Below are 24459 nucleotides of genomic sequence, written 5' to 3' on the forward strand. Positions count from 1 at the left end.
GCCGGCCAGCGCAAATCCGGTCTTGCCCTTCACGCCACCACCTCTTCGCAACGGGCGCACAGGTCGCCGTCTTCCCCGACTTCGGGAAGATGCCGCCAGCAGCGGCCACACTTGTGATAATCGGTGCGGTGCGCGACCACCGCCGGCCCCTCGACCACGGTGCCGGTGTCGAGCAGCACTTCGGAGACGATGAACAGCTCGGCCAGTTCGTCGGCCGACAGCATCGGACGGTCGGCGGTGTCGGGCAGACCGATCGCCACCTTGGCCTCGAGGCTCGAGCCGATGGTCTTTTCGCGGCGCATCGGCTCGATCTCGGCGGTGACCTGCTCACGCAAGGCGCGATAGGTCGACCAGATGTCGAGCAGGCGGCGGTCGGCGGCGTCGGGCAGTTCCGGCCAGTCGCTGAGGTGGACCGACTGCGCGTCCGGATAACGGGTCGCCCACACTTCCTCGGTGGTGAACACCAGGATCGGGGCGAACCAGCGCACCAGCGCATGGAACATCGTGTCCAGCATGCTGCGATAAGCGCGGCGCTTGGGGTCGCCGGGCGCGTCGCAATAAAGGCAATCCTTGCGGATATCGAAGTAGAAGGCCGACAAGTCGTTGTTGCAGAAGTCGGTCAGCGCGCGGGCGTAGCCGTTGAAGTCATACGCCTCGACCGCCGCCTGCAGTTCCTCGTCGAGCTTGCTCAGCAGCGCCGCCATGTAGCGCTCTAGCTCGGGCATCTCGGCGACGTCGGTGACTCGCTCGGCTTCCTCATACCCTTCCAGCGCGCCCAGCAGATAGCGGAAAGTGTTGCGGATCTTGCGATAAGCGTCCGACACGCCGGCGAGGATTTCCTTGCCGATGCGATGGTCTTCGGTGAAATCGACCGACGCGACCCACAGGCGCAGGATGTCGGCCCCGGTTTCCTTCATGAGGTCGAGCGGGTTGACCGTGTTCCCAAGGCTCTTGGACATCTTCATGCCCTTGGAATCCATGGTGAAGCCGTGGGTCAGCACCGTGTCGTAGGGCGCCCGGCCGCGGGTCGCGCAGCTTTCCAGAAGCGAGGACTGGAACCAGCCGCGATGCTGGTCGGAGCCTTCGAGGTAGAGGTCGGCGGGCCAGCGCTGCTCGGGCCAGTGGCCACTTTCCAGCGTGAAGACATGGGTGCAGCCGCTGTCGAACCAGACATCGAGGATGTCGGTGACCTGTTCGTAATCGTCAGGGTTGCGGCCCTCACCCAGGAAGTGCTGGACGGCGCCTTCCTCGGTCCAGGCGTCGACGCCCTTTTCACGGACGGCGGCGACGATGCGGGCGTTTACCTCCGGGTCGACCAGATACTTGCCGCTCTTGCGGTCGACGAAGAGGGTGATCGGCACGCCCCACGCGCGCTGACGGCTGAGCACCCAGTCAGGACGGCCTTCGACCATCGAGCCGATGCGGTTGCGGCCCTTGTCGGGGACGAAGCGGACGCGCTCGATCTCGGACAGGGCGCGCTGGCGCAGCGTGGTGCCGCCCTCGATCGGACGGTCCATGCCGACGAACCATTGCGGGGTGCAGCGGTAGATAACGCGCGCCTTGGAGCGCCATGAATGGGGATAGCTGTGGCGGAAGTCGCCCGCGCTCAGCAGCGCCCCGGCTTCGCGCAGGTCGGTGAGGATCGGGCCTTCGGGACCGTTGAACTTCGGGTTGATGACCGAGCCCTGCCCGCCCAGCCACAGCCAGTCCTCGCGATACTTGCCGTCGCCCTCGACCGCGAACACGGGGTCGATGCCAACCGCCTTGCACGCCTCGAAATCCTCTTCGCCATGGTCGGGCGCCATGTGGACGAGGCCGGTGCCGGCGTCGGTAGTGACATGCGGCGCCGCGATCAGCGGGCGCGGCTTGGCGAAGAAGCCGCCGAGCTGGTGCATCGGGTGGCGGGCGACCGTGCCGGCCAGCTGCTCGCCGCGCCAGGTGGCCGGCGGCGGCGGCGGATTCTCCCGTTCCTGACGCTCGAGCTCGGCGAGGAAGGCCTCGTGGAATTCGGGCGGAAAGTCAGCGACTGGCGCGTCATCGTCCTTGTCCAGCGTTTCGCTGAGACGCTTGATCAGCGCATTCTTGAGGTCGGACGCAACCAGGTAGCGGCGGACCGGGAAACCCCATTCGATGACTTCGTAATCGATGCCTTCGCCGAACGCGATCGCCTGGTTGACCGGGATGGTCCACGGCGTGGTGGTCCAGACGACTGCCTCGGCGCCGACCAGCTCGGGCACCGGGCTCTCGACGATCTCGAACGCGACGTCGATCTGGGTCGAGGTCACGTCCTCATATTCGATCTCGGCTTCGGCCAGCGCGGTCTTTTCGACCGGGCTCCACATCACCGGCTTGGCGCCGCGGTAGAGCTGGCCGCTCTCGGCGACCTTGCACAGCTCGCCGACGATGGTCGCTTCAGCCTCGAAACTCATCGTCAGATAGGGCTTGTCCCACTGACCGAGGATGCCGAGCCGCTGGAACTGCTCGCGCTGCACGTCGACCCAATGCTGGGCGTAGGCGCGGCATTCGGCGCGGAACTCGGCCGGCGGGACCTCGTCCTTGTTGCGCTTCTTCTTGCGATACTGCTCCTCGACCTTCCACTCGATCGGGAGGCCGTGGCAGTCCCAGCCGGGCACGTAGGGCGCGTCCTTGCCCATCAGCGTCTGGGTGCGGACGACGAGGTCCTTCAGTGTCTTGTTGAGGACGTGGCCGATGTGGATGTCGCCGTTGGCGTAGGGCGGGCCGTCGTGGAGGATGAACTTGCTCCGGCCTTCGCGGGCTGCGCGGAGCTGGCCGTAGAGGTCGGCCTCCTTCCAGCGGGCAAGGAACGCCGGCTCCTTCTGCGGCAGGCCGGCCTTCATCGGGAAGCCGGTCTTGGGCAGGAATACGGTGTCGCGATAGTCGCGCTTCTCTGGGGTCTCGTCGGACATGTCGCGCGCGGCTCTAGCGGCGCGCGCTTACAGCAGCAACCGCCGCGCCTCGGCCTCGTCGCTGCGCATCTGCGCGGCCAGCGCATCCATGCTGTCGAAGCGGCGCTCGGGGCGGAGGAAATGGTGCAGCGCGACCTCGATCTCCTGCCCGTAGAGGTCGCCCGACCAGTCGAACAGATAGGTTTCCAGCAGCTCGACCGGCGGCTCGAAGGTCGGGCGCACGCCGACGTTGGCGACCCCCGCCACCTCGGTCCCGTCGGCCAGTCGCGCCCGCACCGCGTAGATGCCGTAGGCGGGGCGCTGGTAGTCGCCAAGCGTCAGGTTGGCGGTGGGATAGCCCATTTCCCGCCCGCGCTTGTCGCCATGCTGGACGATTCCGCGGATCGCGAACGGGCGGGTCAGCAAGCGGGTGGCGGTGCCCGGATCGCCCGCCGTCAGGGCCTGGCGGATACGGCTCGAGCTGACCGGTTCATCCCCCAGCGCGACCGGCGCCACCGCTTCGGCGGCAAGGCCGTGGGCGGCGCCGAGCTCGCGCAGCACCATCGCATTGCCGCCGCGCCGGGCGCCGAAGGTGAAGTCCTCGCCGGTGACCACCGCCGCCGCGCCGACGTCGCGGGCGAGCAGGGCGACGAAATCCTCGGCGCTGGTGGCGGCCAGCGCGGCCCCGAAATCGAACACCAGCATGGCGTCGGCCCCGGCCCCGGCGAACAGGGCCTCGCGCTGGTCGAGGCTGGTCAGCCGGAACGGCGCCGCGTCGGGCTTGAAGAAGCGCACCGGGTGGGGGTCGAAGGTCGCGACCACCGCGGGGCGCCTTTCATGCGCCGCCCGCGCCACCGCGCGCCCGACCACCGCCTGGTGGCCGAGATGGAAGCCATCGAAATTGCCAAGGGCCACGACACTGCCCCGGAAGCGGTCCGGAATGCCGTCGGCCAGGAGGAGGCGTTGCATCTTGGCCGGCTGTGTAGAAGAGACTGGCCCGCACCGCTAGTGAGCCGTTGACTCTCTCGCACCCGCAGCATATCTGGCACCCATCCCGTTCCTCCGGTCCCGGCGGCGCTCTCGTTGCGTCCGCCGTTTTGGCGTTAGTCTGGACTGGAATGCGGGGTGCAAGCGACGAGATGGGTTGGCATGACCGCTGACCCGTGGAGCTAACCAGAGGAAGAACGCACCTTCATGGCACGTATCGCCGGGGTCAACATCCCCACCAACAAGCGCGTCGAAATCGCGCTGACCTACATCCACGGCATTGGTCGCACCAAGGCCAAGGAAATCGCCACCAAGCTGAACATCGCTTCCGAGCGTCGCGTTCAGGACCTGTCGGACCAGGAAGTCCTGCAGATCCGCGAAGCGATCGACGCCGATCACACGGTTGAGGGTGACCTCCGTCGTGAGACCGCGATGAACATCAAGCGGCTGATGGACCTCGCCTGCTACCGTGGCCTGCGCCACCGCAAGGGCCTGCCGGTCCGCGGCCAGCGCACGCACACCAATGCGCGCACCCGCAAGGGCAAGGCCAAGCCGATCGCGGGCAAGAAGAAGTAATCTTCTTCTCGCTTCAGCTTCACGTCCTTCGAGCAACGCTCGGGACGAATGGATAAGGATAGTAGGATATGGCACGCGAACCTCAGCGCCTTCGGCGCCGCGAGCGCAAGAACATCTCGGCGGGCGTTGCCCACGTGAATGCGAGCTTCAACAACACCATGATCACCATCACCGACGCGCAGGGCAATGCGATTGCCTGGTCGAGCGCCGGCATGATGGGCTTCAAGGGCAGCCGCAAGTCGACCCCCTACGCCGCGCAGGTCGCGGCCGAGGATGCCGGCCGCAAGGCTGCCGACCACGGCGTCCGCACCCTCGAGGTCGAGGTCAAGGGACCGGGTTCGGGCCGCGAAAGCGCGCTTCGCGCCCTCCAGGCGGTCGGTTTCCAGATCACCTCGATCCGCGACGTGACCCCGATCCCGCACAACGGCGTCCGTCCGAGCAAGCGTCGCCGCGTCTAACCGGCGCTTCGACCTTTCTCGTACCCACCCGATACTCCAGGGGGCCGGACGCGGCCCCCGCTGCCAAGGAAGACAAATGGCCGTCAACGCAAAGAACTGGCAGGAACTGAAGAAGCCCAACGCGCTGGAGCGCAAGGTCGGTGGCGATGCCCGCCGCAAGGCCGTGTTCGTGGCCGAGCCGCTGGAGCGCGGCTTCGGCATGACGCTCGGTAACTCGCTGCGCCGCGTGCTGCTCTCCAGCCTCCAGGGCGCCGCGATCACCTCGATCAAGATCGAAGGCGTGTTGCATGAATTCTCGAGCCTCGCCGGGGTTCGCGAGGACGTCACCGACATCGTCCTCAACACCAAGCAGGTCGCGCTGAAGTTCGAAGGCGAAGGCCCCAAGCGCCTCCACCTGACCGCCACCGGTCCGGGCCCGGTCACCGCCGGCCAGATCCAGACCTCGGGCGACATCGAGATCACCAACCCCGAGCTGGTGATCTGCCACCTCGACCAGGGTGCGACGCTCAACATGGAACTGACCGCGGACGTGGGTAAGGGCTATGTGGCCGCCGCCAACAACCGCCCGCTCGACGCGCCGATCGGCCTGATCCCGATCGACTCGCTGTACAGCCCGGTCCGCCAGGTCGCCTACAAGGTGGAAAACACCCGCGTCGGCCAGGAACTGGACTATGACAAGCTGACCCTGACCGTCGAGACCGACGGCACCGTCAGCCCCGAGGAAGCGGTCGGCTATGCCGCGCGCATCCTGCAGGACCAGCTCGCCCTGTTCGTCGGCTTCGACGACCAGAGTTATCGCGCCGCCTCGCCGATGATCGGCCAGGCAGCCCCGGCCGCTCCGATGGCCGGCGGTGCGGTGCCGGAGACCACCGACACCAACCAGCTCAACCGCTACCTTCTCAAGAAGGTGGACGAGCTCGAGCTGTCGGTCCGTTCGGCCAACTGCCTCAAGAACGACAACATCATCTACATCGGCGACCTGGTCCAGAAGACCGAGGCCGAGATGCTCCGCACGCCGAACTTCGGCCGCAAGAGCCTCAACGAGATCAAGGAAGTCCTTGCCTCGATGGGCCTGCGCCTCGGCATGGACATCCCTGGCTGGCCGCCGGAGAACATCGAAGAGATGGCCAAGAAGCTCGAGCAGGAAATGCTCGGCTAAGGCTCCCGCCCCGGCTTCGGCCGGGGCAAAAGGGTAAGGGCGGTGCCCTATTCACCGCCTGGCTGGACCTACCTCGAACGGGGTCCTGACGAACGACAAAGGAAGAACACATGCGACATCGCGTTGGCCATCGTAAGCTGCAGCGGACCTCGGCCCACCGCGCGGCCATGTTCCGCAACATGGCGGCTGCGCTCATCAAGCATGAGCAGATCACCACCACCCTCGCCAAGGCGAAGGAACTGCGTCCCTACACCGAGAAGCTGATCACGCTCGCCAAGAAGGGTGGTCTTTCGAACCGCCGTCTGGCGCACGCCCGCTTGCTCGACGACGCGCAGCTGGTGAAGCTGTTCGACGTCCTGGCCGAGCGCTACGCCGGCCGCAGCGGTGGTTACTGCCGCGTGGTCAAGGCCGGCATCCGCATGTCTGACGCCGCGCAGATGGCGATCATCGAATTCGTCGACCGCGACGTTTCGGCCAAGGGCCAGGACAGCGGCCCGGTGATGATCGACGACGAGGACGATCAGCTCGCCGCCTGAGCGGTAGCGCACAGCACAAACGGAAAGGGCCGCCCCGGACACCCCGGAGCGGCCCTTTTCTTTTGCCCTGCGGCGATGATCAGCGGCGCGGGTAGCCCGGCTGCGGCACGTTGGCGGTGGCCCGCTCGATCTCCTCGCCGGCCTTGTTCAGCGCCTCGCGGATGACCGGCAGGGTGCGGGCCATCGCCCGGCCGCCGGCAACCACCGCGCCCTTGCTCTGCTCGATCCCGGCAGTGACGTCGCGCTCGTCGGTACCGGTCACCGAACGAACGGTGCGCTGGCGGTCCTGGCGGGTCACCGGGCGGTTCTCCACCGCCGCCTCGAGCTCACCCACCGGGAGGTCGAGCAGCGCGCGTGTCACCGCGCCGACCATGTTGCCGATCTGGTCGACCGCGCCGCCGTTGGCGATCTCGGGCGGAAGCTGGGCATAGCCCGGGTCCGAATAGCGCGGCGGCTCGGGCGGACGCGGATTGACCTGGGCGGACGCCGGGCTCGCCAGTGCGGCGAACAGGGCGAGCGGGAGGATTTTACGCATGAACTTTGTCCTCGGCTGTGAAGCGAATCCGCCGAAGCTATAGCAGCTTAGCCCTAAGCCTGCCTGAACAACGGTTCAGCGAAGCGTCAGCCAGGCCAGCGCGGCCCCGCCCGCGACGATGCGATACCAGGCGAACGGCGCAAATCCGTAACGGGTGACGAAGCCGACAAACAGTTTCACCACCACGATCGCGACCACGAAGCTGACTAGGCTGCCGATCAGGATGTTGCCGACCATGTCGGGCGCGATCCGGTCGTGATGCTTGAACAGATAATAGGCCGTGGCGCCGGACAGGGTCGGCATCGCCAGGAAGAAGCTGAACTCCGCCGCGGTCTTGCGGTCGACACCAAGCGCCATTGCGCCAAGGATGGTCGCACCCGAACGGCTGACGCCCGGGACCATCGCCAGGCACTGGACCGCGCCGATCAGCGCCGACTGCCGCAGCGACAGGTTCTGGACGCCGTTGCATTCCTTCGGGCGAACAACTTTCTCCAGGATCAGGATCACCGCGCCGCCGATGATCAGCGCCCAGCACACCACCACGGCGTTGCCGAGCAGCTTCTCGATGTGATCGCCGAACAGCAGCGCAAGCACCACCGCCGGAACGCAGGCGACCACCAGGTTGCGGACGAAGCGCCAGGCACCGGCGTCCTTGCGGAACAGCCCGGTGAAGACGTCCCAGAAGGTCCGCCAGTAGAGCACCACGATGGCGAAGATCGCCCCCGGCTGGATCGCGACGTTGAACGCTTCCCAATCCTCGGCCCGGAAACCGAGCAGCTCGGTCGCCAGGATCAGGTGCCCGGTCGAGGAAACCGGCAGATATTCGGTGAGACCCTCGACGATGCCGAGGATGATGACCAGCCAGAGAACGGGCATCGAGGCTTAGCCGGCCTTGGCCTGGGCGCGACGGTTGGCGAAGCGGCCGCCTTCGTTGAAGCGATCGAGCCACTCGGGCGCGACGGCGGCAAGCGGGGTCGGCTGGATGCCGAAGGCGTCGAGGCCGGGTCCGGTCGCGACATTGTCCTTCTGCAGCATGATCCACTGGTCGCGGGTGATCGGCGCGCCGGGCAGAAAGCCGAGCCGGCTCATCGCGTCCCCGACGAAGTTCGGCAGGTCAACGAGGCCCGGATTGCGCCCAGCGGCCTGGGCGATGACCCGGTTCAGCTCGTGCATGGTGAGGACGTCGGGCCCGCCGAGCTCGAAGGTCTGGCCGGCGAAGCGCCCCGGCTCCTGCGCGGCCTTGGCGATCGCTGCCCCGAGGTCGCGGACGAAGATCGGCTGGAAGCGGGTGCTGCCACCCAGCACCGGCACCACCGGCAGGCGGCTCATCCCCGCGAAGCGGTTGGTGAACTGGTCTTCCTGGCCGAACACGACGCTGGGGCGGATGATGGTGGCGGCGGGGAACGCCGAACGGACATTTCCTTCGCCTTCGGCCTTGGTCCGTGAATAGAAGGAAGCGCTATCGCTCGACACGCCGATCGCCGACACATGGACCAGGCTGGCGGCGCCATTCTCCGCGGCGAGTTCCGCGATCCGCCCCGGGGCGTCGGCGTGGACCGCGCCAAGCTTGCCGTCGAAGGCGCCGACCAGGTTGATCACCCCCCACGCGCCCTCGACCGCCGCCGCGAGGCTGTCCGGACGGGTGAGATCGGTGCGCACCAGGTCGAGCTGCCCGACCGCCGCCAGCGGCTGCAGGAAGAAGGCGTTGCGGGGGGTGCGCTGGGCGACCCGGACCCGGACGCCGGTCTTGAACAGGGCTTCGCAGACGTAAAGGCCGATAAAGCCGCCGCCGCCGAAAACCGTGATGATACGCTCTTGCCAGTCGCTCGCCGTCATGCCCTCGCCCTAGCCGCGCGTGGGCCAAGCGACAAGGCGGTGCGAGAGGTGTTGACGCCCTGCGCTGCGCCCCCTAGAGGCGCCCTCCTACCGGCGAGAAACCTCTCGCGAATAGCTCCTGTGCCCAGGTGGCGGAATTGGTAGACGCACCAGCTTCAGGTGCTGGCGATCGCAAGGTCGTGGAGGTTCGAGTCCTCTCCTGGGCACCATTTCCCGTCGAGCGGGGCACTGGCTCTCCTAGCAGCGCCGCGCACGGCGCATCATGCCCCAGCGCGCGATCGCGGCGACCCGCCACAAACGTTACGAACGAGCGCGAGCGCCGCTTCCGGTTGCGCTACGGCTCGCCATCCCCACGCCCTGTCCCGACCAGTTCGCTGGCAGCGCGGGCGACGTTTTCGAGCGTGTACGGCTTCTGGACGATGATCTTGTTGCGATGCTCCATCGGCAATTGCGCCTGCTCGCCGTAACCGGTCGCGAACAGGAACGGGATGCCGAGTTCCAGCAGCCGGTCGGCGACCGGGAAGCTGTTACGATCGCCCAGGTTGATGTCGAGCATCGCCAGTGCCGGGCGATTGGCGTCGATCGCGTCCAGCGCCGCTTCAACCGTTCCGGCGGTCGCGATGCTCTCCGCGCCGAGGCGCTGAAGGACGTCCTCGGCATCGAGCGCGATGATCAGGCTGTCTTCGACAAGCAGCAGGTCCAGCCCGGTCAGCATCGGCTCCGGCGGTTCGGTGGGATGTCCGTACGCCGGCCGCGGGTAGCGGATGGGCGTACCGGCAATCGTTTTCGGCTGCTCCGAAACGTGGCGGGAGGGGATCCGGAACGAGGCGGTCACGCCTTCGGGCGCGTAGTCGACCTTGGCCGTTCCACCGAGATCGTACGGCACCGACTTGCCGATGATGGTCGTACCGAAGCCGCGGCGGGTCGGGGGCGTCACGGGTGGCCCGCCACTTTCTTCCCACGTCAGCACCAGGTCGCCCGCCTCGTTGCGATCCCACGCGATCGACACCTGGCCCTCGCCGGACAGGCTTCCGTACTTGGTCGAGTTGGTGACCAGTTCGTGGAGGACCAGCGCCATAGTCGAGAACGCCTGCGGATTGAGCATCACCGGCTCGCCGGAAACGACGATCCGCTCCTTCGGCTCGATGTAGGCGCGCGCTTCCGCATCGATCAGCGCGCGCAAGGGTGCGGGGCCCCAATGATCGTCGGTGATCTGGTTGTGAGCCCTGGCGAGCGCGTGGATCCGGCCGTCCACCACCGCCACGAAGTCCTTCACCGCCGGGTCCGAAGGCTGGGACTGGCGAATGAGGCCGCGGATCACCCCGAGGATGTTGCGCACCCGGTGATTGAGCTCGGCGATGAGCAGCTCCTGCCTCGCGCTTGCCCGCTGCCGCTCGGCCGATGCATCGTCGGCAAGCCGCAACACCACCTCGATCAGCGTGGCGCGAAGCGTTTCGGCGACCCGCACTTCCGATGGCGAGAAAGGCTGCGAGCGTCCCCGCACCAGTTCCTGCCATTCGGCGAAGCTTTCGCGCGGGGTCAGCCGGGGGCCGTTGGGGCCATATTCCACCGGCTTGTGGGGATCGCCGGCCCACCGCACCGAGCGCACCAGTTCGGAGCGGAACAGGACCACGTAATCGCGCGGCGCCCGCGAGATGGGAATGGCAAGCAGGCCCGAGGCTGCCGATGCATAGGACTCGGCGCCCTCGACCAGCGATGAGATCTGGTCGGTCGCATAGACCTTGCCTGACGCGGTCCCGTTGAGCGCCCGGACGATCCGGCGGAAATCATCCGCCTCGGGGGTCAGACCCGAAAAGGCGCAGCTCCCGTTTATCCAGACTCCGACGCCATCGGCGGGGATCGCGTTGGTCAGGATGTCCCCCAGCCAGTCGGGATCCTTGAGCAAGGTCTCGTCCGACGCAACGGCGCCGAGCAGCTGGTCGGAGATGTCTCGGGCGCGCCGCTCGTAGAGAACGGTCGCCTGCCGCTCGAAGCTTTCGAGGCGCATCGAGAACATCTGGGCGAACAGCTCGGTGATCGACCGGCGCTCGAACGACGGGCAGCGCGGCGAATAATGGTGGCAGGCGAACAGGCCCCACAATTTGCCGTCGACCAGGATCGAGATCGACATCGAGGCGTCGACGCCCATGTTCTTGAGATATTCGATGTGGATGGGCGACACGCTGCGCAAAGTCGACAAGGACAGGTCGAGCGGCGTGCCATGTTCGTCCAGCGCGGGGACGATCGGCACGGGCACTGCGTGGACGTCGGCGATTACCCGCAGGAGGTTGCGTTCGTAGAGCTTGCGGGCCTGCACCGGGATGTCGCTCGCCGGATAGCGCAGCCCGAGGAACTTGCCGATCCCGCCGCGCACGGCCTCGGCGACCACTTCGCCAGATCCATCGGGCGCGAATTTGTAGACCATCACCCGATCGAAGCCGACCAGCGCCCGGACCTGCCGCGCGCCTTCCCGGAAAAAGGTCTGCAGATCGGCGCATTGGTCGAGGCGGGAGATCATCGAGCGGACGGTTCCGCTGGCATCGCTCGGCTCTCCGGACGCCGGCTCGCATTCGATGACGACCTGCCCGTTGGAGAAATGGATCGAGATGTCGAAGGACTGTCCCCCGTCCATCAGGACGCAGCCGAACATCCGCTCGGTCGCATCGGGGCCGCGAAGCATGGCCGTCCGGTTGCGCAGGTCATGCATGACCTTGGCGGAGAGCAACCCGGCGAGCGGTTCGCCGATCAACTGCTCCGGCGACCGACCAAGGTAATCGCCGACGTTCGCGGAAGCGCGCGCAACGATCCAGTCGGCCGTCAGCGCCAACAGGAAACCGACGGGCTGGATCGCCCCCAGGATATGGATCGGCTCCCGATCGCAATTGGTTAGGTCGACACGATCTTGATCAGGCAACGTCAGTGATCCTTTTGTCGACCATAGCCTGTGCGCTTTGTTCGAACACGGCAAAAAGCGTGCGGGCGGCCTCGATCGCCTGCCCGATGGCGACCGGCTCCGTCAGTTGCTGGTCGAGCGCGGCGACCATCGTCGGCCAGGCTTCGGGGTAGCTGTCGGACAGGAACGCGGTCGGCATGTCGGCCGGCACCGCCCTGCGAAGCATATTGCCGCCGAGGCGCGATCCTTCCAGGACATAGGCCCATCCCAGCAATGCCGGACCGCCACTAACCGCCGGAGCCGCTGCTGCGTCCGGGACCGCCAGCCCGAGGTCCGACAGGTCCTGGACAAGGAACTGCGAGCGGCGGCGGCGAGCCCAGTCGGGCAGCACGTCGTGGACACCGCCCGCCTCCAGGCCTGCTTCCGCGGGAAGAAAGGCGGCCGCCTGCGCGACGAGGAATTGCCCGTAGCCTTCGCGGCTTGAGAGGTCGGCCGCGGAGAACAGCGCGTCCACCCGTTCATGACTGTCGGCAGTGCCTTCCCGAAGCCGGAAGCGAGCAGATTGATGACGCGCGTGCACAGGACTCCGGGGCAGCCGAGGAAGCAAGCGACCTCCTTAGCAAAGCGGACGGAATTGCAAAACATGGCGGCAAACACCCCGCTTCTGGCGCAGTCGCGACAACTAAAACGGGACGACGCCGGCTTCATCGCGCATCCGCCAGCACTCTCAACTGTGACCGACAAGCAACTTGATTCTAAGCCTATTCTGGGCTTTCGTTACGGCTCCGGCGCAGAGCAGCGGGGCTTCAGGGGGAAGTGGAAATCATGCGTGTAAATGGGGTTCGGCGCCTGCCGCTCGTCGCGGTCGTGTGCGCCCTGTCGGCCTGCGGCGGTGGAGGTGGTGGCGTCGGAAGCACGCCGGCTCCCCCCGTGGCCAATCCGCCGACGCCCCCCACGACCCCGAGCCCGCCCCCGACCGGCACCAACAGCTCGCTCGTCGCGCCGCTGCTCAGCGAGACGTTCACCAACCGCAATGCCGAAGTCGCGCTGACCGCGGACGTCGCCGCCGGCACCGGCACTTCGACCATCGCGCAAAAGCCGCTGAACCTGGTCTATGATGCGGCGTCCGGCAGCTACACGCTGACCGCGAACGGGCGGACGTTGGTGTTCGGGCCGTCGGACATCGACCAAGCGCGTTCGACCTCCACGCTGACGGTCTACGTCAAGGGCACGAGCAACGCGAACAGCGACACTTTGACCATGACGAAGGCCGGCACCAGCGGGCGCTTCACCTACCGCTACGTCGGCGGCGCCTTCTGGGAGCGGAGCCTGGTGTCGGGCAATACGCTGACCGCAAGCGCGCAATCCAGCGTCTATGGCGCGGTTACTCCTAACGCGGGCGTGCCACGCACCGGCGCCGCTTCCTACGCCATCGACCTCATCGGCTACGTGACCTCGCAGGCCAATCCCTTCGGGATCACCGGCTCGGGCCGCCTCGACGTCGATTTCGCGCGCGGCCTGGTGGTCGCCAACGGCACCATCCCGATGTCGCCGGCGACCGGATTCAGCGGTTCCTTCCGCTCGGCCGCAACGCTTTCCAGCACCAGCAACTCCTTTACCGGAAGCTTCAACATCGACGCGTTCGGAAGCTATTCCGGAACCATCGAAGGACTGTTCTTCGGACCGGCCGCGGATGAAGTGGGCGGCGCCTGGACCGCTCAGGAAAGCGCCACCGGCGCGGCGAGCGGGGTGATCCTCGGCCGGCGCGACGGCCAGCCCGGGAACGTGTCGTTCGCCGAGGTCAGGAACAATGACTATTTCTATTCCACCGCAAGCCGTCTCGATTATCGCCAGACCGCGACGACGCCGCAGAACGGAACGGTCGCCGACGCCCCGCTGACCATCCAGTATAATGCCGCCAGCGGAAGCTACACGCTGGTCACCCCCGACCGCAGCGTCGTGTTCCGCGGCGGCGGCGCCAACGTCGTCAATGGGTCCTTCATGGCGCTGAGCGGCACCGCCAACGACAGGCTCAGCGTGTCGGGCACGGGGACCTACGTTCGCGCGGGCAAGTGGATCAGCAGCGCCAACGTGCCGCAGTCCAGCAATCTCGACATTCGCCTGCAGCAGTTCGCCTTCGGGATGCCGACGGCGACCGCAGGCGTGCCCCGGTCGGGCGAGGGCGCCTATGTCATCGACGTCGCCGGCTCGGCCGCCGACGGCGACTATCCCAACCGCATGGACTTCAGCGGAACCGGCCTGGTCCGCGTCAATTTCGGCAGCGGCGCGCTCAGCCTGAGCAGCGGCGTCAACTATCGCGAAGACTGGTTCACCTCGGGTCGCGCGGCGTTCACCGCCAACGGCCAGTTGAGCGGCACCGGCACGCTGTCCAGCAGTGCCAATGCCTTCAATGGATCGCTCACCCTGTCGGGTGTCGGCGCCTACACCGGCACCTTCGCCGGCCAGCTCTTCGGCCCCGCGGGACAGGAGCTTGGGGCGACCTTCAAGGCCACCGATGGCACCGGCGGCGCGGCGTCGGGCACGATCCTGGGCAAGCGCGACGACAGCATCCTTGCCGCCGAAGTCGGTCTGACCGACCTCGGCGTCACCACCACCTTCAGCGTCGGTGCCGCCCGTATCGGGCAGACCTCCGACCAGCAAACCGACCTGACCTACAATCCGGCGGCGGGAAGCTATCGCATCAACACGTTGCCCTACGACCTGACCGGACGGGGCTTCGACGTGACGCTCGGGACCGGTGACCGGACGATGGGTCCGGACGGCACCACCGGCTACGACAAGGTGTCGGGCGATGTCCGACTGACCGGCTATCTGTTGAATCCGGGGCCCAACAATCCCCGCCTTGCACTCACCTATGCGAGCTTCGGCGACTTCATGGTGACTTACAACCGGACAGGCTTCGCCAGTACCGATCGCTTCCTCTTCCACTACGGCATCCCCACCACCGGCGCGAGCCTGCCGCGAAGCGGCGTCGCCAACTACTCCGGCCTGGTGCTCGGCCAGGGCCGGTTCGAGCCGATCTCGCTGACGACGGACGTGACCGGCACGAGTGCCTTCCAGATCGACTTCGGCGCCATGACCTGGACCGGCAGCCTTGCGCTTCGCGGGGCACCCTTCGGTTCGACCGCAACCCCGGGCACGATCGGGACTTTTGGTTATTCGGGGCAGGTCGCGACCAATGGCTTCTTCGGCAATGCGTCCACGCCGGGCACCTTTGGATCGCTGATGGGCCGCTTCTACGGACCCGGTGCGGCCGAGATCGGCGCCAACTGGAATATCGGCGGCACCGACCCGAACGGCCAGCGGTTCGAGCTTCAGGGCATCACGGTGGGCAGGAAGAATTAGGGCAGGCAAATGCTCACCCTCGCGCTTGCAATCGCAGCCACCCAGGCGGTCGAGCTCACGCCTGTGCAACTGTTCGACGTCGCTGCAAGGATGGAAGCGGCGGGTCAGCAGGCCGAGGCGGAAACCGCCTATCGCGCGCTGGCCACCAATCCCGACATCGAGCTCCGGACCGAGGCCCGTTTTCGCCTTGCGAGCCTGCTTGCAAAGCAGGGCCGCAAGCGGGACGCGGCGCTTCTGCTGCGCCAGATCCTGGACGAAAAGCCCGATGCGCAGCGGGTCCGGCTGGAACTCACCTCGCTCCTGGCGGAGCTTGGCGACCTGTCCTCCGCCCGCCGCGAATTGCGGGCGATCAGCGCCGGCCCGCTTCCTCCCGAAGTCCGGCTGCTGGTGGAGCGTTCGGCGCTGGCCCTTCGCTCGGTCAAGCCGTTCGGCGCGTCGCTCCAGCTTGGCCTCGCCAGTGACAGCAACATCAACCGCGCCACGCGCAGCGATACGCTCGGCACGGTGATCGGCGACTTCGCGCTCAACGACGACGCGCGGGAAACCAGCGGGACCGGGCTGCGGGCCGAAGGCCAGGTCTATGCTCGCCTGCGGCTTGGGCGGCACAACCTGACCATCTCTTCCGGGACGTCGGCCAGCCTCTACCGCGAGGAGCAGTTCAACGACGTCGCCTTGTCGCTTCGGGCCGGTCCCGAACTCGCCCTCGGCCCGCGCCGCCTCAGCCTTGCCCTGACGGGTGCCCGGCGCTGGTTCGGCGGCGACTTCCTCAGCGACCAGGCCGGCCTTGCGGCGGACGTGCTGCAACCGCTCGGTCCCAGAACGCAGCTTCGGCTTGGCGCCACCACGGCCCGCCTTGCGCGCCATCGCAACCGGCTGGAGGAAGGCTGGAACCACGGTGCCGCGCTCCAGCTCGACCGGGCGCTTGCGCCGACCCGCGCGATCGGTGCCAGCCTGTCGCTCGGTCGCACCACCGCGCGCGACGCCGGCTTCAGCTACTGGACCCGCGGCCTCAACCTCTATGGCTACCAGGAGGCGGGATCGCTGACCCTGACGCTGTCGCTGTCCGCCAGCCGCCTGACCGCCGACGAGCGCCTTTTCCTCTACCCGGAGAAGCGCCGCGAGACGCTGCTTCGCGGCCAATTGGGCATGGTCCTCAGGAAAGCAGAAGTCGCCGGCTTCGCGCCGCAACTTCGCCTGGTCGCCGAGCGAAACCGGAGCAGCATCGGCATCTACGATTACCGCCGCCATGCGATCGAAGCGGGCGTGGTTCGCGCCTTCTAGCGGAACGCTGGCCTTTCGCCCTTCCCCTTTACGGTTCCAACGATCCGCAGCCCACGGAACCCTCTCCCCGCGCCCTGCATTCGGCAGATGTGCTTCGCTTGGCGGAGCATGAGCATTTTCATCGGCTCCCCGCGCCGGTCCGGTCGGGATCGGGGCCGATGCGCAAGGAGGCTTCATGGCCAGCACGACCGCGCCACGACGGGTGATCCACCCGGTGCACGCCCTACTTCTCGCCTCCAGTCTTCCCTTGTTCCTCGGCGCGATGCTGGCCGACTGGGCTTATTCGACGACCCAGTCCGTCCAGTGGGTCAATTTCGCCGCCTGGCTGAACGCGGGCGCCTTGGTGTTCGCCGGGGCGGCGCTGCTGTGGGCGGCGATCGATTTCCTGCGCGCCGACGTTCGTCGTGACGCCCGCTCCGCCCTCTACCTGCTGGCCCTGATCACGACCCTGGTGGTCGGTTTCATCACTGCGCTGGTCCACGGCAAGGATGCATGGGCGGCGATGCCGGCCGGCCTGACCCTTTCCGTCATCACCTTCCTGCTCGCGTTCGCCGCGGTGTGGCTGGGCTTCTCCACCCTTCGCGCGGGAGCAGTCCGGTGAAGCGCCTTCCCCTTATCGCCCTTGTCCTCGCACTGTCGTCGTGCGGCGGCGACCCCGAGATCAGCCAGTATGGCTCGCAGCCGGACCTGCCCAAGCCGCAGCGCGGGCTGATCCCGACCATGACCATCGCCAGCCCCGCCGGCTGGGGTGATCGTCGTCCGGCCGTGCCCGAGGGCTATCAGGTGACCCCGATCGCCACCGACCTCAAGATCCCGCGCCAGACGTTGGTGCTTCCCAATGGCGACATTCTGGTCGCCGAGGGCAAGGGCGGCGGCGACGCGCCGATCCTCCGGCCCAAGGACCTGATCGCCGGCTATTTCAAGCGCAAGGGGACGAGCTCGGTCAAGGGCGGCAACCGCCTGACCCTGCTGCGCGACGCCAATGGCGATGGCACCTACGAAGGGCGCACCGTCTTCGCGGAAAACCTCAACGCTCCCTATGGCCTGGCGCTGGTCGGCAATCGCCTGTTCGTCGCCAACCAGGACTCGCTGGTCCGCTTCGACTACCGGCCCGGCCAGACCCGGGCGAGCGGCCCGCCCGTGCTTGTCACCCGGCTTCCGGGCGAGATCAACCACCACTGGACCAAGTCGCTTGCGGCAAGCCCCGACGGCCGCTTCCTGTTCGTGGGCATCGGCTCCAACAGCAACATCGGCGAGCGCGGGATGTCGGTCGAGGAAGAGCGGGCGATGGTATGGCAGATCGACGCCGAAACCGGCGCCCATCGCCGCTTCGCCACCGGCATCCGCAACCCCACCGCGCTTGCGGTCCAGCCGGGCAGCGGGCAGCTGTTCGCGGTGGTCAACGAGCGCGACGAGCTTGGCCCCAACCTCGTCCCCGATTACCTGACTTCGGTCCGGGCGGGCGCCTTCTACGGCTGGCCCTACGCTTACTGGGGGCCCAACCCCGATCGCCGGGTGCAGCCGTTCAAGGCCGAGATGGTCAATCAGGCGGTGCGCCCCGATTATTCGCTGCAATCGCACACCGCGCCGCTCGGCCTCGCCTTTTCGAATGCGGCGATGGGCGCGCGGTTTGCGGACGGGGTGTTCATCGGTATGCACGGCAGCTGGAACCGCGAGCAGCCGGTCGGCTACAAGGTCATCTTCGTGCCGTTCCGCGGCGGGCGCCCGGCCGGGCCGCCGGTCGATGTCGTGACCGGCATGCAGGCGGACGGCAAGACCTTCGGGCGGCCGGTCGGCGTGACCGTCGATCCGCGCGGCGCGCTGATCGTGGCGGACGACCTGTCGAACACGGTCTGGCGGGTCACCCCGGTACAAGCCCCGGCGCGGGTCGCTTCCGCCCGGTAAGCCGATCGCGTCCAGCGGATCAGTATTGAACGGTGATTACGATCGTGTCGGCATAAGAACCGCTCGCCACCCACTGGCCGGCGGTGATCCGGCCGTAGACCGGTGCCGAGGTGCTGAAGACCAGCAAGCCGTTGAGCGGGGTGGCGATGGTGGTGGTGCCCCCGGTGCCATCGGCCAGCACCTGCGTGCGCCCCGGGTCGGCGTAGAGATTGTAGCGCAGGGTGCTGCCGCCATGGCTCATGGTTCGCTGAAGCGCAGCGCCTGAGGCGCCAGGGCTGGCGGTGATCTCGACCTGTCCGAACAGCGACACGACCCCGGTGCAATTGATCGACACCTGCGCGGTGGCATCGGTCGGACTTGCCGTGACCGGGCTGTACGACCCGAAGCTGAGCGACGTGCTCGAGGTGGTGCAGGAGCACAGGGTGCAGGCCTGCGCCGCCGCCGGCAGCATCGCCGCGAGGATCGCCAGCAGGCACCACCTGAGCAGGCGTGCGGATCCGCTCATTTCACCTCCCCGGTCCTGTTTGCGGAAACGCAGCGCAAAGGCCCCGCAATGCCGTCGGGCGAGGGCGTGAGCCGGGTTGGCAGCCGGACCGTGCAGCGCGCTCCTCCGGCCATGCCGACGCTCAAATTGCCGCCCTTGCCCGCCCCCGTCAGGAAGACGAGCCCATCAAGCCCGGTAAGCCCGGCGCGAGCGCCATCGAGGAAGACGTCGAGCCCGGCGGCCAGCTTGTGTCCGGCCTCGTCGACCAACCGGATCGTTACCGGCGCCGACTGGCTGACCCGGCCGAACCGGACCATCGCCGCCTGGCGGAATCCCGGCACCGCCGCCTGCTCGTCCTCGTCGAGCTCGACGTCGAGGGGCAGGTCGTCGGTCCGGATGGCGATGCGGTTCGGGGCATAAGGCTGCAACCCGGTCAGCACCACGGTCCGCCCGGCGCCCGCGCGAACCGCGACTGGCCGCCCTTCCCGGAACACCTGCACCGCGCGGTCGCCGGCGACATCGACGACCGCCAGGCCATTCTCGATCTGCGCGGTGCGGATCAGCCGGTTCCTGATGAAGACCAGTCCGCCGTGGCCGCTGGCGCGAAGATCGACGCCGTGGGGCGAGCGGGCCGCCTGCAGTTCGAGATCGCCCGCTGCGCCGCGTGCGATCAGATAGCCGTTGAACCGGTCGCCGCCACGGCCACGGGTTGCGGCGGCGCCGTAGTTCAGGCCCCCGTCGCTCGGCGCGCTGTGCTGGAAGCTGGTCGTGAACTGCCCCCGCTCGGCGCTGAAAGCGGCGCTTCCGCGGGACCCGAGCGGACGGCTGAGCGACAGGAAGAAGCCCTTGTCCTTGCCCTGCGCGAAGCGGGACGAGCGCAGGCTGGCGTAAAGGTAGAGATTCCGCAGGGTGACCGAATAGGACAAGGTGCGCAGCTGGAAACCGGTCCCGTCCCGCAACCGGGCATCGACCAGCGCCAGGCTGACCTCGCCGCGCGGCAGGGTCAGGCCTGCCGTGGCGCTCAGTTCGTGGCGACCGTGTCCGCGCCGGGCCGCGATGACCTCACCGACCTGCGCGAAGGCCGCGCTGCTTCGCCGGTAGCTGGCGGTGAGCGCCCCGCGGCGGCCGCGGCGCTGGAACTGGGCGCGCCACTGGCGCCCTGCCCCAAGCGCATTGCGCGACGCCGCCGCGGTCAGCGCGACTTCGGCGAGGTCGAACGGCGTCGACACCAGGGTGACGCCCGCCATCGCATTGGCGCGGCTGGCTTCGACCCGCGCCCCGGCGGTAAGCCTTCGGCCCAGCCCACGCCGCCAGCTCCCCGCCGCGAACGGGTCCCCATAAGCAAGGCTGCGCGTGCCGAAGCGGCGGCGCAGGACGCCAGCCTCGAGCGAGAAATCGTCAAGGCCCGGGCGCAGCAGCTTGGCGCTGGAATAGAAGCTCTGGCTCAGCTGGCGGACTGCTCCGGTGGCGTCCTCGATGACCATGGTGACCTCGCCCGCGCCATTGATGGTCGGCGGCGCGTCGATCAGGAAGCGCCCGGGCCCGACCTGGTGCGATTGCCGGCCGCTGGCGGCGAGCAGCTCGACCGTCGAGGGCACCAGCGCCGAGCCGGCGATCACCGGCACCGGAAAGGTGATCTCGCCGGGCGCCAACGAAAAGTCGGTGCCGATCCGGACCCCGCCGTAGCGCACCGCATTGTTGAAGTCGCCGCCGCGGGTGAAGGTATCGCCAAACACCAGCCGCAGCCGCCGGCCGGGAAAGTCGCGCCGCACGCTGGTCTCGAGGCGGACCGGGCGACCGGCACCGGGCTGGAGGATCGCGGTCGTCCCGACGACACCCCACCGACCCGACGCGCCGAGATCGAGCAGGCCCCCTGCCCGCAAGTCACCGATGGTGCCGCCGAGCGACAGGTCATAGCCGAGGAACGCCATCGGCACGACCGGTCCGACGGCGGGCGACGCCGTCCGTCCCCGCCGCTGGAGCAGGGTCGGCTTGAATGCGTCGGGGGTTGCGGACAGCGACAAGGCGGCCTCGTCATCGTTCAGTTTTCCGGCCAGTCCCGGCACCGCGGCGACGGGTACGAAACGCTGCCCCTCGATCGCCACGTCGATCCCCTCGGGAACCAGCAGCCCGAGGGCGACGAGATCGTCACGAAGGACGACCAGCTCGCCATCGACGATGCCGGCAAGGCTCGGCCGGTCCTGCGCAAGCCCGTTCAGGACCAGCTCGACGGGTTTCAGCGCCATGGCCGCGGCTTCGGAAACGGACGAGCCTTCACCCCCACCGGCATGAGCAGGAGTGACCGCATGACAGCCCGAGGCAAGGGTCAGCGCGGCCAGGAGGGAACGCGGCACCCGGCCTCGCGGCGACGCCGGGCTTCGGCAAGGCTTGCCGGGCACAAGGCTAATCGTGGCGCTTGGGGACGGCCTTGACCTGGCCCTCGCCGGTGACCGCTTCGACCTTGGTGATCTCTCCCTGCAGCGGCGCGAGCGCGATGCTGCGGCGCGTTCCGGCAAGGAGATAGAAGCCGCGTCCCAGCGTTTCCGGCGACCGGCCGGCGCGGCTCACCACCAGCCTGCCGACCTCCGCATGGCGTTGTCCGGTGTTGATGAGGTCCAGCGTTCCGTCGGCGCCGGCCTGCCATTGCAGCAACGGCGCGGCCCCCGCCGGCTTGCGAAAGAGCGGCAGGCTGAGCCTCAACAGGGTGCGTCATTGTACCGGGCTCGGGTGTGCCCCGCGGCAGTTCGTCGACCAGCAGCCGGTAGGCGCTTTCAGTGGCTCCGCCGTGCGCCGGCAGGCTGCAGCGGATCAGCCGCTTTTCCCCCGGCGCCAGTTCGAAGATCGCCGGATTGACCCGGATGTCGGCCGCACCAAGCTGCTCGCTTCCGTCCGGCGCCTGCGACCAGGCAAAGCCGCGCACCTGGATGGCGACCTGCTCCGCGCCCTGGTTGCTAACGTGCAGCGAACAATATCTGGCGCTCGGGGCAAGCTCGATCCTGATCGGGATGACCGCGATCTTCGCCGCCTGCGCCGGGACGCCTGCGGCCAAGACCGCGGCGGCCAGCACCGCAAGGCTCGGCAGACCGGGCCGCCGGCGCATCTAGTAGGAAACCGTGATCGTGACCGTGTCGGCATAAGCGCCGCCCGGCACATTCTGGTTCGCCGCGATCTGCCCGTAGACGGTGAGGACGCTGGGCGAGCCGGTGGCGGTGGTCGTCGCGGGCGTGTCGAGGCCCGGCGTATTGCCCCAGTTGCTCGACCGCGCGGCATCGCTGAACAGGCTGTAGTTCAGGCGGTGCGCGGCATTCGACATCTGCCGTGCCGCGACCGTCGCCCCGGCGGCGTTGCCGGCGTTGAGGCCGACCACGAAGTTGGTCCCCGTGGTGCACGTCACCGTGATCGCGCTGGTCCCGTTGGTGACCGCCGCGCCGACCGGGTCGTAATTTCCGAACAGCATTGGCGAGGCGCTGACCAGGCAGCTGTTCTGCACGGTCGCCGACACGTTCATCGTGGTCTGCGTGGACCCGGCAGCGGCGGATTGCGCCACCGAGAGCAGCACGGCGGATAGTCCCAAAAAGGATATGCTTAATGGTACATGATGGCTTTCCTTCGGTTTCACGCCAAGTAAACCGCATGCCTCAACACCGGCTTTCCGATCACACCGATGCGGATCGAACTAGCGGCCCGACCCTGCCGGTCCGAACGCCTAAATCACGGGAAGGGGTGGAAAACTAACTGTTGAAGTTCCGATGTAACTGGATAAGCTAAGCCCCGGCAGCGATGGGCTGCCCGCAGATGGAGGATCTGTGCCGAGGAGGAGCGCCATCCGGTTTACCGGCGGCCTGTTGGCCGCGTCGCTGCTCGCGTGCGCGCCTGTTTCCGCCCAGCCTGGCGACCCGCGGGTCCAGCGCCAATCGCTCTATGTCCCGGTCCGCGACGGGACCCGACTGGCGGTCAACATCTATCGTCCGGCCGCCGCCTCGTCCGCACGTCACCCGACCATCTTCGCCTTCACTCCCTACCGCGCCCGCTACTTCAAGGACGGCAAGATCGAGGAAACCTTCAACCAGAAGATCTTCGGCTTCCGCGAGCTCGTCCAGGCCGGTTATGCGGTGGTCATCGCCGACGTGCGCGGCAAGGGCGCGTCGTTCGGCGCCCGCCGCGGCTTCCTCGACCGGACCGAGGCGATGGACGGCCACGACCTCGTCCAGTGGGTGGCGCGCCAGCCCTGGTCGGACGGCAAGGTCGGGTTGACCGGCTGCTCCTATCTGGGCGGCACGACCATGCTGATCGCCGGCACCCGGCCGCCTGCGGTGAGGGCGGTATTCAGCGCCGCCACCGATCTCGACAAGTACAGCTTCGTCCGCAACGGCGGCATCACTGCCCAGTTCAACACCCGGCCCGACGAGCCGCTCAGCGTCGACGCGGCCAGTGTTCCGGTCGACGGCGATGCCGGCGGCGCATTGCTCAGGCAGGCCGTTGCGCAACATGCCGCCAACACGCCGATGGCCAGGCTGTGGGCGCAGATGCCCTATCGCGACAGCGTTTCGCCGCTGGTCGGGACCCGCTTCTGGGAAGAGGTCGGGCCCTACACCCACCTCCCCGCGCTGCGCGATCCGAAGGTTGCCTGGTATTTCTGGAGCAACTGGGAGGACGAGCCGACCGAGCAGATGATCCTCGCCGCCGAGAACATCCCGGGCAAGCTGATCGTCGGCCCCGGCAGCCATTGCGAAGCGCCGAGCCAGTTCGACATCGCGGGCGAGCAGCGGCGCTTCTTCGACCATTATCTGCGTGGCACCAATAACGGCATCGAGCGTGAGCCGCGCTACACATGGTGGCAGGAAAACGGCGCCTCGGGCACTTTGGTCCGCTCCAATCGCCTGCCTGGCGCAGGGGTGGCTCGCCTGCCGCTCTATCTGTCGGGCGGGTTGATCCTTGCATCACGTCCGTCGCGCCCGGCGACCACGCCCTTCCGGGTTCGCTACGACCTCAACACCGACGCCTATTTCGCTTTCTGGCCGGCGCCGCTGACCGGCTACGGCCCGGCCTGGACCAGCCCGCCGCTCGCCGCGCCCGCGGTGATGCAGGGCTATCCGATCGCGCGGATCAGGGCGGCGATCGACCGCGCCGACGGCATCCTGTTCGCCTATGTCGAGGATGTCGCCCCCGATGGCAAGGCGAAGGTCATCTCGCACGGCCGGCTTGCCGCGTCGCACCGCAAGCTGTCGGCGCCGCCCTATCGCCGGCTCGACCTGCCTTATCATTCGGGCCTCCGGCGCGACGTCACGCCGATGGTTCCCGGCGTGCCCGCCGACCTGGCCTTCAGCCTGTCGCCGCGCGCCTACACCTTTGCCGCCGGACACCGCATCCGGGTCACCCTGACCGGGGCTGATCCGCGTCAACGCAACCTGGCTGAACTGAAAACCGATCCAGCACCTGTAATCGACGTGCTGGCCGGCGGAGCGGGAGGATCGCGTGTCGATCTTCCCTTTCTTGCCGCGCCTCGGTGGCAGCCAGCCAGAACAGGGGGAAATTGA

The 24459-nt window shown here is 67.8% G+C and carries 20 protein-coding genes, 1 tRNA gene and 1 pseudogene; 10 read left to right on the forward strand and 12 right to left on the reverse strand.

The features are described 5' to 3' along the window. Nucleotides 1-29: 29 nt before the first annotated feature. Both ileS and GGQ97_RS00785 read right to left on the reverse strand, forming a co-directional pair. Complete coding sequence (gene ileS, locus GGQ97_RS00780) at nt 30-2927, reverse strand: isoleucine--tRNA ligase (protein WP_168067196.1); 2898 nt, start codon at nt 2925-2927, stop codon at nt 30-32. Between the two features lie 27 nt (nt 2928-2954). Beyond that, the gene (locus GGQ97_RS00785) at nt 2955-3875 is read right to left on the reverse strand and encodes a bifunctional riboflavin kinase/FAD synthetase (RefSeq protein WP_168067197.1); all 921 of its coding nucleotides are present in this window, start codon (nt 3873-3875) and stop codon (nt 2955-2957) included. A 225-nt stretch (nt 3876-4100) separates the two neighbouring features. Here GGQ97_RS00785 and rpsM point away from each other — a divergent pair, with 225 nt between their 5' ends. From rpsM to rplQ, 4 genes are all read left to right on the forward strand, one after another. Beyond that, a complete protein-coding gene (gene rpsM, locus GGQ97_RS00790; RefSeq protein ID WP_168067198.1) occupies nt 4101-4469 on the forward strand; it encodes a 30S ribosomal protein S13 in 369 nt (122 codons plus the stop codon). A gap of 68 nt (nt 4470-4537) precedes the next feature. Then, entirely contained in the window at nt 4538-4927 is a 390-nt protein-coding gene (rpsK, locus tag GGQ97_RS00795) for a 30S ribosomal protein S11 (protein ID WP_029941296.1), read from the forward strand. A gap of 76 nt (nt 4928-5003) precedes the next feature. Beyond that, nucleotides 5004-6086 carry a DNA-directed RNA polymerase subunit alpha gene (locus GGQ97_RS00800; protein WP_168067199.1) on the forward strand — a complete coding sequence of 361 codons (1083 nt, stop codon included), beginning with the start codon at nt 5004-5006 and terminating at the stop codon, nt 6084-6086. A 110-nt stretch (nt 6087-6196) separates the two neighbouring features. Next, a complete protein-coding gene (gene rplQ, locus GGQ97_RS00805; RefSeq protein ID WP_168067200.1) occupies nt 6197-6622 on the forward strand; it encodes a 50S ribosomal protein L17 in 426 nt (141 codons plus the stop codon). A gap of 79 nt (nt 6623-6701) precedes the next feature. On the opposite strand, the gene GGQ97_RS00810 is transcribed toward rplQ, so the two are convergent. From GGQ97_RS00810 to GGQ97_RS00820, 3 genes are all read right to left on the reverse strand, one after another. Beyond that, a complete protein-coding gene (locus GGQ97_RS00810) occupies nt 6702-7157 on the reverse strand; it encodes a hypothetical protein (protein ID WP_168067201.1) in 456 nt (151 codons plus the stop codon). A 75-nt stretch (nt 7158-7232) separates the two neighbouring features. Next, nucleotides 7233-8033, reverse strand: a complete 801-nt coding sequence (locus tag GGQ97_RS00815; protein WP_168067202.1) for an undecaprenyl-diphosphate phosphatase — start codon at nt 8031-8033, stop codon at nt 7233-7235. A 6-nt stretch (nt 8034-8039) separates the two neighbouring features. Next, complete coding sequence (locus GGQ97_RS00820) at nt 8040-8993, reverse strand: complex I NDUFA9 subunit family protein (protein WP_168067203.1); 954 nt, start codon at nt 8991-8993, stop codon at nt 8040-8042. Nucleotides 8994-9115: 122 nt separating this feature from the next. Here GGQ97_RS00820 and GGQ97_RS00825 point away from each other — a divergent pair. Beyond that, nucleotides 9116-9202 (forward strand) — tRNA-Leu (locus GGQ97_RS00825). A 125-nt stretch (nt 9203-9327) separates the two neighbouring features. Here GGQ97_RS00825 and GGQ97_RS00830 read toward each other — a convergent pair. Both GGQ97_RS00830 and GGQ97_RS00835 read right to left on the reverse strand, forming a co-directional pair. Further along, nucleotides 9328-11907 (reverse strand): HWE histidine kinase domain-containing protein, encoded by a 2580-nt coding sequence (locus tag GGQ97_RS00830; protein ID WP_168067204.1) that lies wholly within the window; start codon nt 11905-11907, stop codon nt 9328-9330. Next, entirely contained in the window at nt 11900-12400 is a 501-nt protein-coding gene (locus tag GGQ97_RS00835) for a biliverdin-producing heme oxygenase (RefSeq protein WP_168067205.1), read from the reverse strand. Before GGQ97_RS00835 ends, GGQ97_RS00830 begins: the two co-directional genes overlap by 8 nt. Nucleotides 12401-12816: 416 nt before the next feature. Between GGQ97_RS00835 and GGQ97_RS00840 the strand changes: the two genes are divergently transcribed. The 4 genes from GGQ97_RS00840 (at nt 12817) to GGQ97_RS00855 (ending at nt 18438) form a co-directional block, all read left to right on the forward strand. Continuing rightward, complete coding sequence (locus GGQ97_RS00840) at nt 12817-15252, forward strand: transferrin-binding protein-like solute binding protein (RefSeq protein WP_168067206.1); 2436 nt, start codon at nt 12817-12819, stop codon at nt 15250-15252. A 9-nt stretch (nt 15253-15261) separates the two neighbouring features. Then, entirely contained in the window at nt 15262-16533 is a 1272-nt protein-coding gene (locus tag GGQ97_RS00845; RefSeq protein ID WP_168067207.1) for a surface lipoprotein assembly modifier, read from the forward strand. 175 nt (nt 16534-16708) lie between these two features. Next, on the forward strand, nt 16709-17134 hold the full coding sequence (locus GGQ97_RS00850; protein ID WP_168067208.1) for a DUF2231 domain-containing protein: 426 nt from the start codon (nt 16709-16711) through the stop codon (nt 17132-17134). Then, a complete protein-coding gene (locus GGQ97_RS00855) occupies nt 17131-18438 on the forward strand; it encodes a PQQ-dependent sugar dehydrogenase (RefSeq protein WP_342448413.1) in 1308 nt (435 codons plus the stop codon). The genes GGQ97_RS00850 and GGQ97_RS00855 overlap by 4 nt, the downstream gene beginning before the upstream one ends. A 19-nt stretch (nt 18439-18457) precedes the next feature. On the opposite strand, the gene GGQ97_RS00860 is transcribed toward GGQ97_RS00855, so the two are convergent. The 5 genes and pseudogenes from GGQ97_RS00860 to GGQ97_RS00875 all read right to left on the reverse strand — a co-directional run bounded on the left by GGQ97_RS00860 (nt 18458) and on the right by GGQ97_RS00875 (nt 22496). Next, the gene (locus tag GGQ97_RS00860; protein ID WP_168067210.1) at nt 18458-18943 is read right to left on the reverse strand and encodes a Csu type fimbrial protein; all 486 of its coding nucleotides are present in this window, start codon (nt 18941-18943) and stop codon (nt 18458-18460) included. After that, nucleotides 18940-21168, reverse strand: a complete 2229-nt coding sequence (locus GGQ97_RS00865; protein WP_168067211.1) for a fimbria/pilus outer membrane usher protein — start codon at nt 21166-21168, stop codon at nt 18940-18942. The genes GGQ97_RS00860 and GGQ97_RS00865 overlap by 4 nt, the downstream gene beginning before the upstream one ends. Before the next feature lie 157 nt (nt 21169-21325). After that, complete coding sequence (locus GGQ97_RS14225; protein ID WP_245197784.1) at nt 21326-21622, reverse strand: fimbrial biogenesis chaperone; 297 nt, start codon at nt 21620-21622, stop codon at nt 21326-21328. Between the two features lie 88 nt (nt 21623-21710). Further along, nucleotides 21711-22022: pseudogene (locus GGQ97_RS14690) on the reverse strand (fimbria/pilus periplasmic chaperone); the annotation flags it as partial. After that, nucleotides 22023-22496 (reverse strand): Csu type fimbrial protein, encoded by a 474-nt coding sequence (locus tag GGQ97_RS00875; RefSeq protein ID WP_245197786.1) that lies wholly within the window; start codon nt 22494-22496, stop codon nt 22023-22025. Between the two features lie 232 nt (nt 22497-22728). Here GGQ97_RS00875 and GGQ97_RS00880 point away from each other — a divergent pair, with 232 nt between their 5' ends. Next, nucleotides 22729-24459, forward strand: coding sequence for a CocE/NonD family hydrolase (locus GGQ97_RS00880; protein ID WP_168067213.1), 1731 nt, complete (start codon nt 22729-22731; stop codon nt 24457-24459).

This window comes from Sphingomonas kaistensis (assembly GCF_011927725.1).
In the GTDB taxonomy this organism is placed as follows: Bacteria; Pseudomonadota; Alphaproteobacteria; order Sphingomonadales; family Sphingomonadaceae; genus Sphingomicrobium; species Sphingomicrobium kaistense.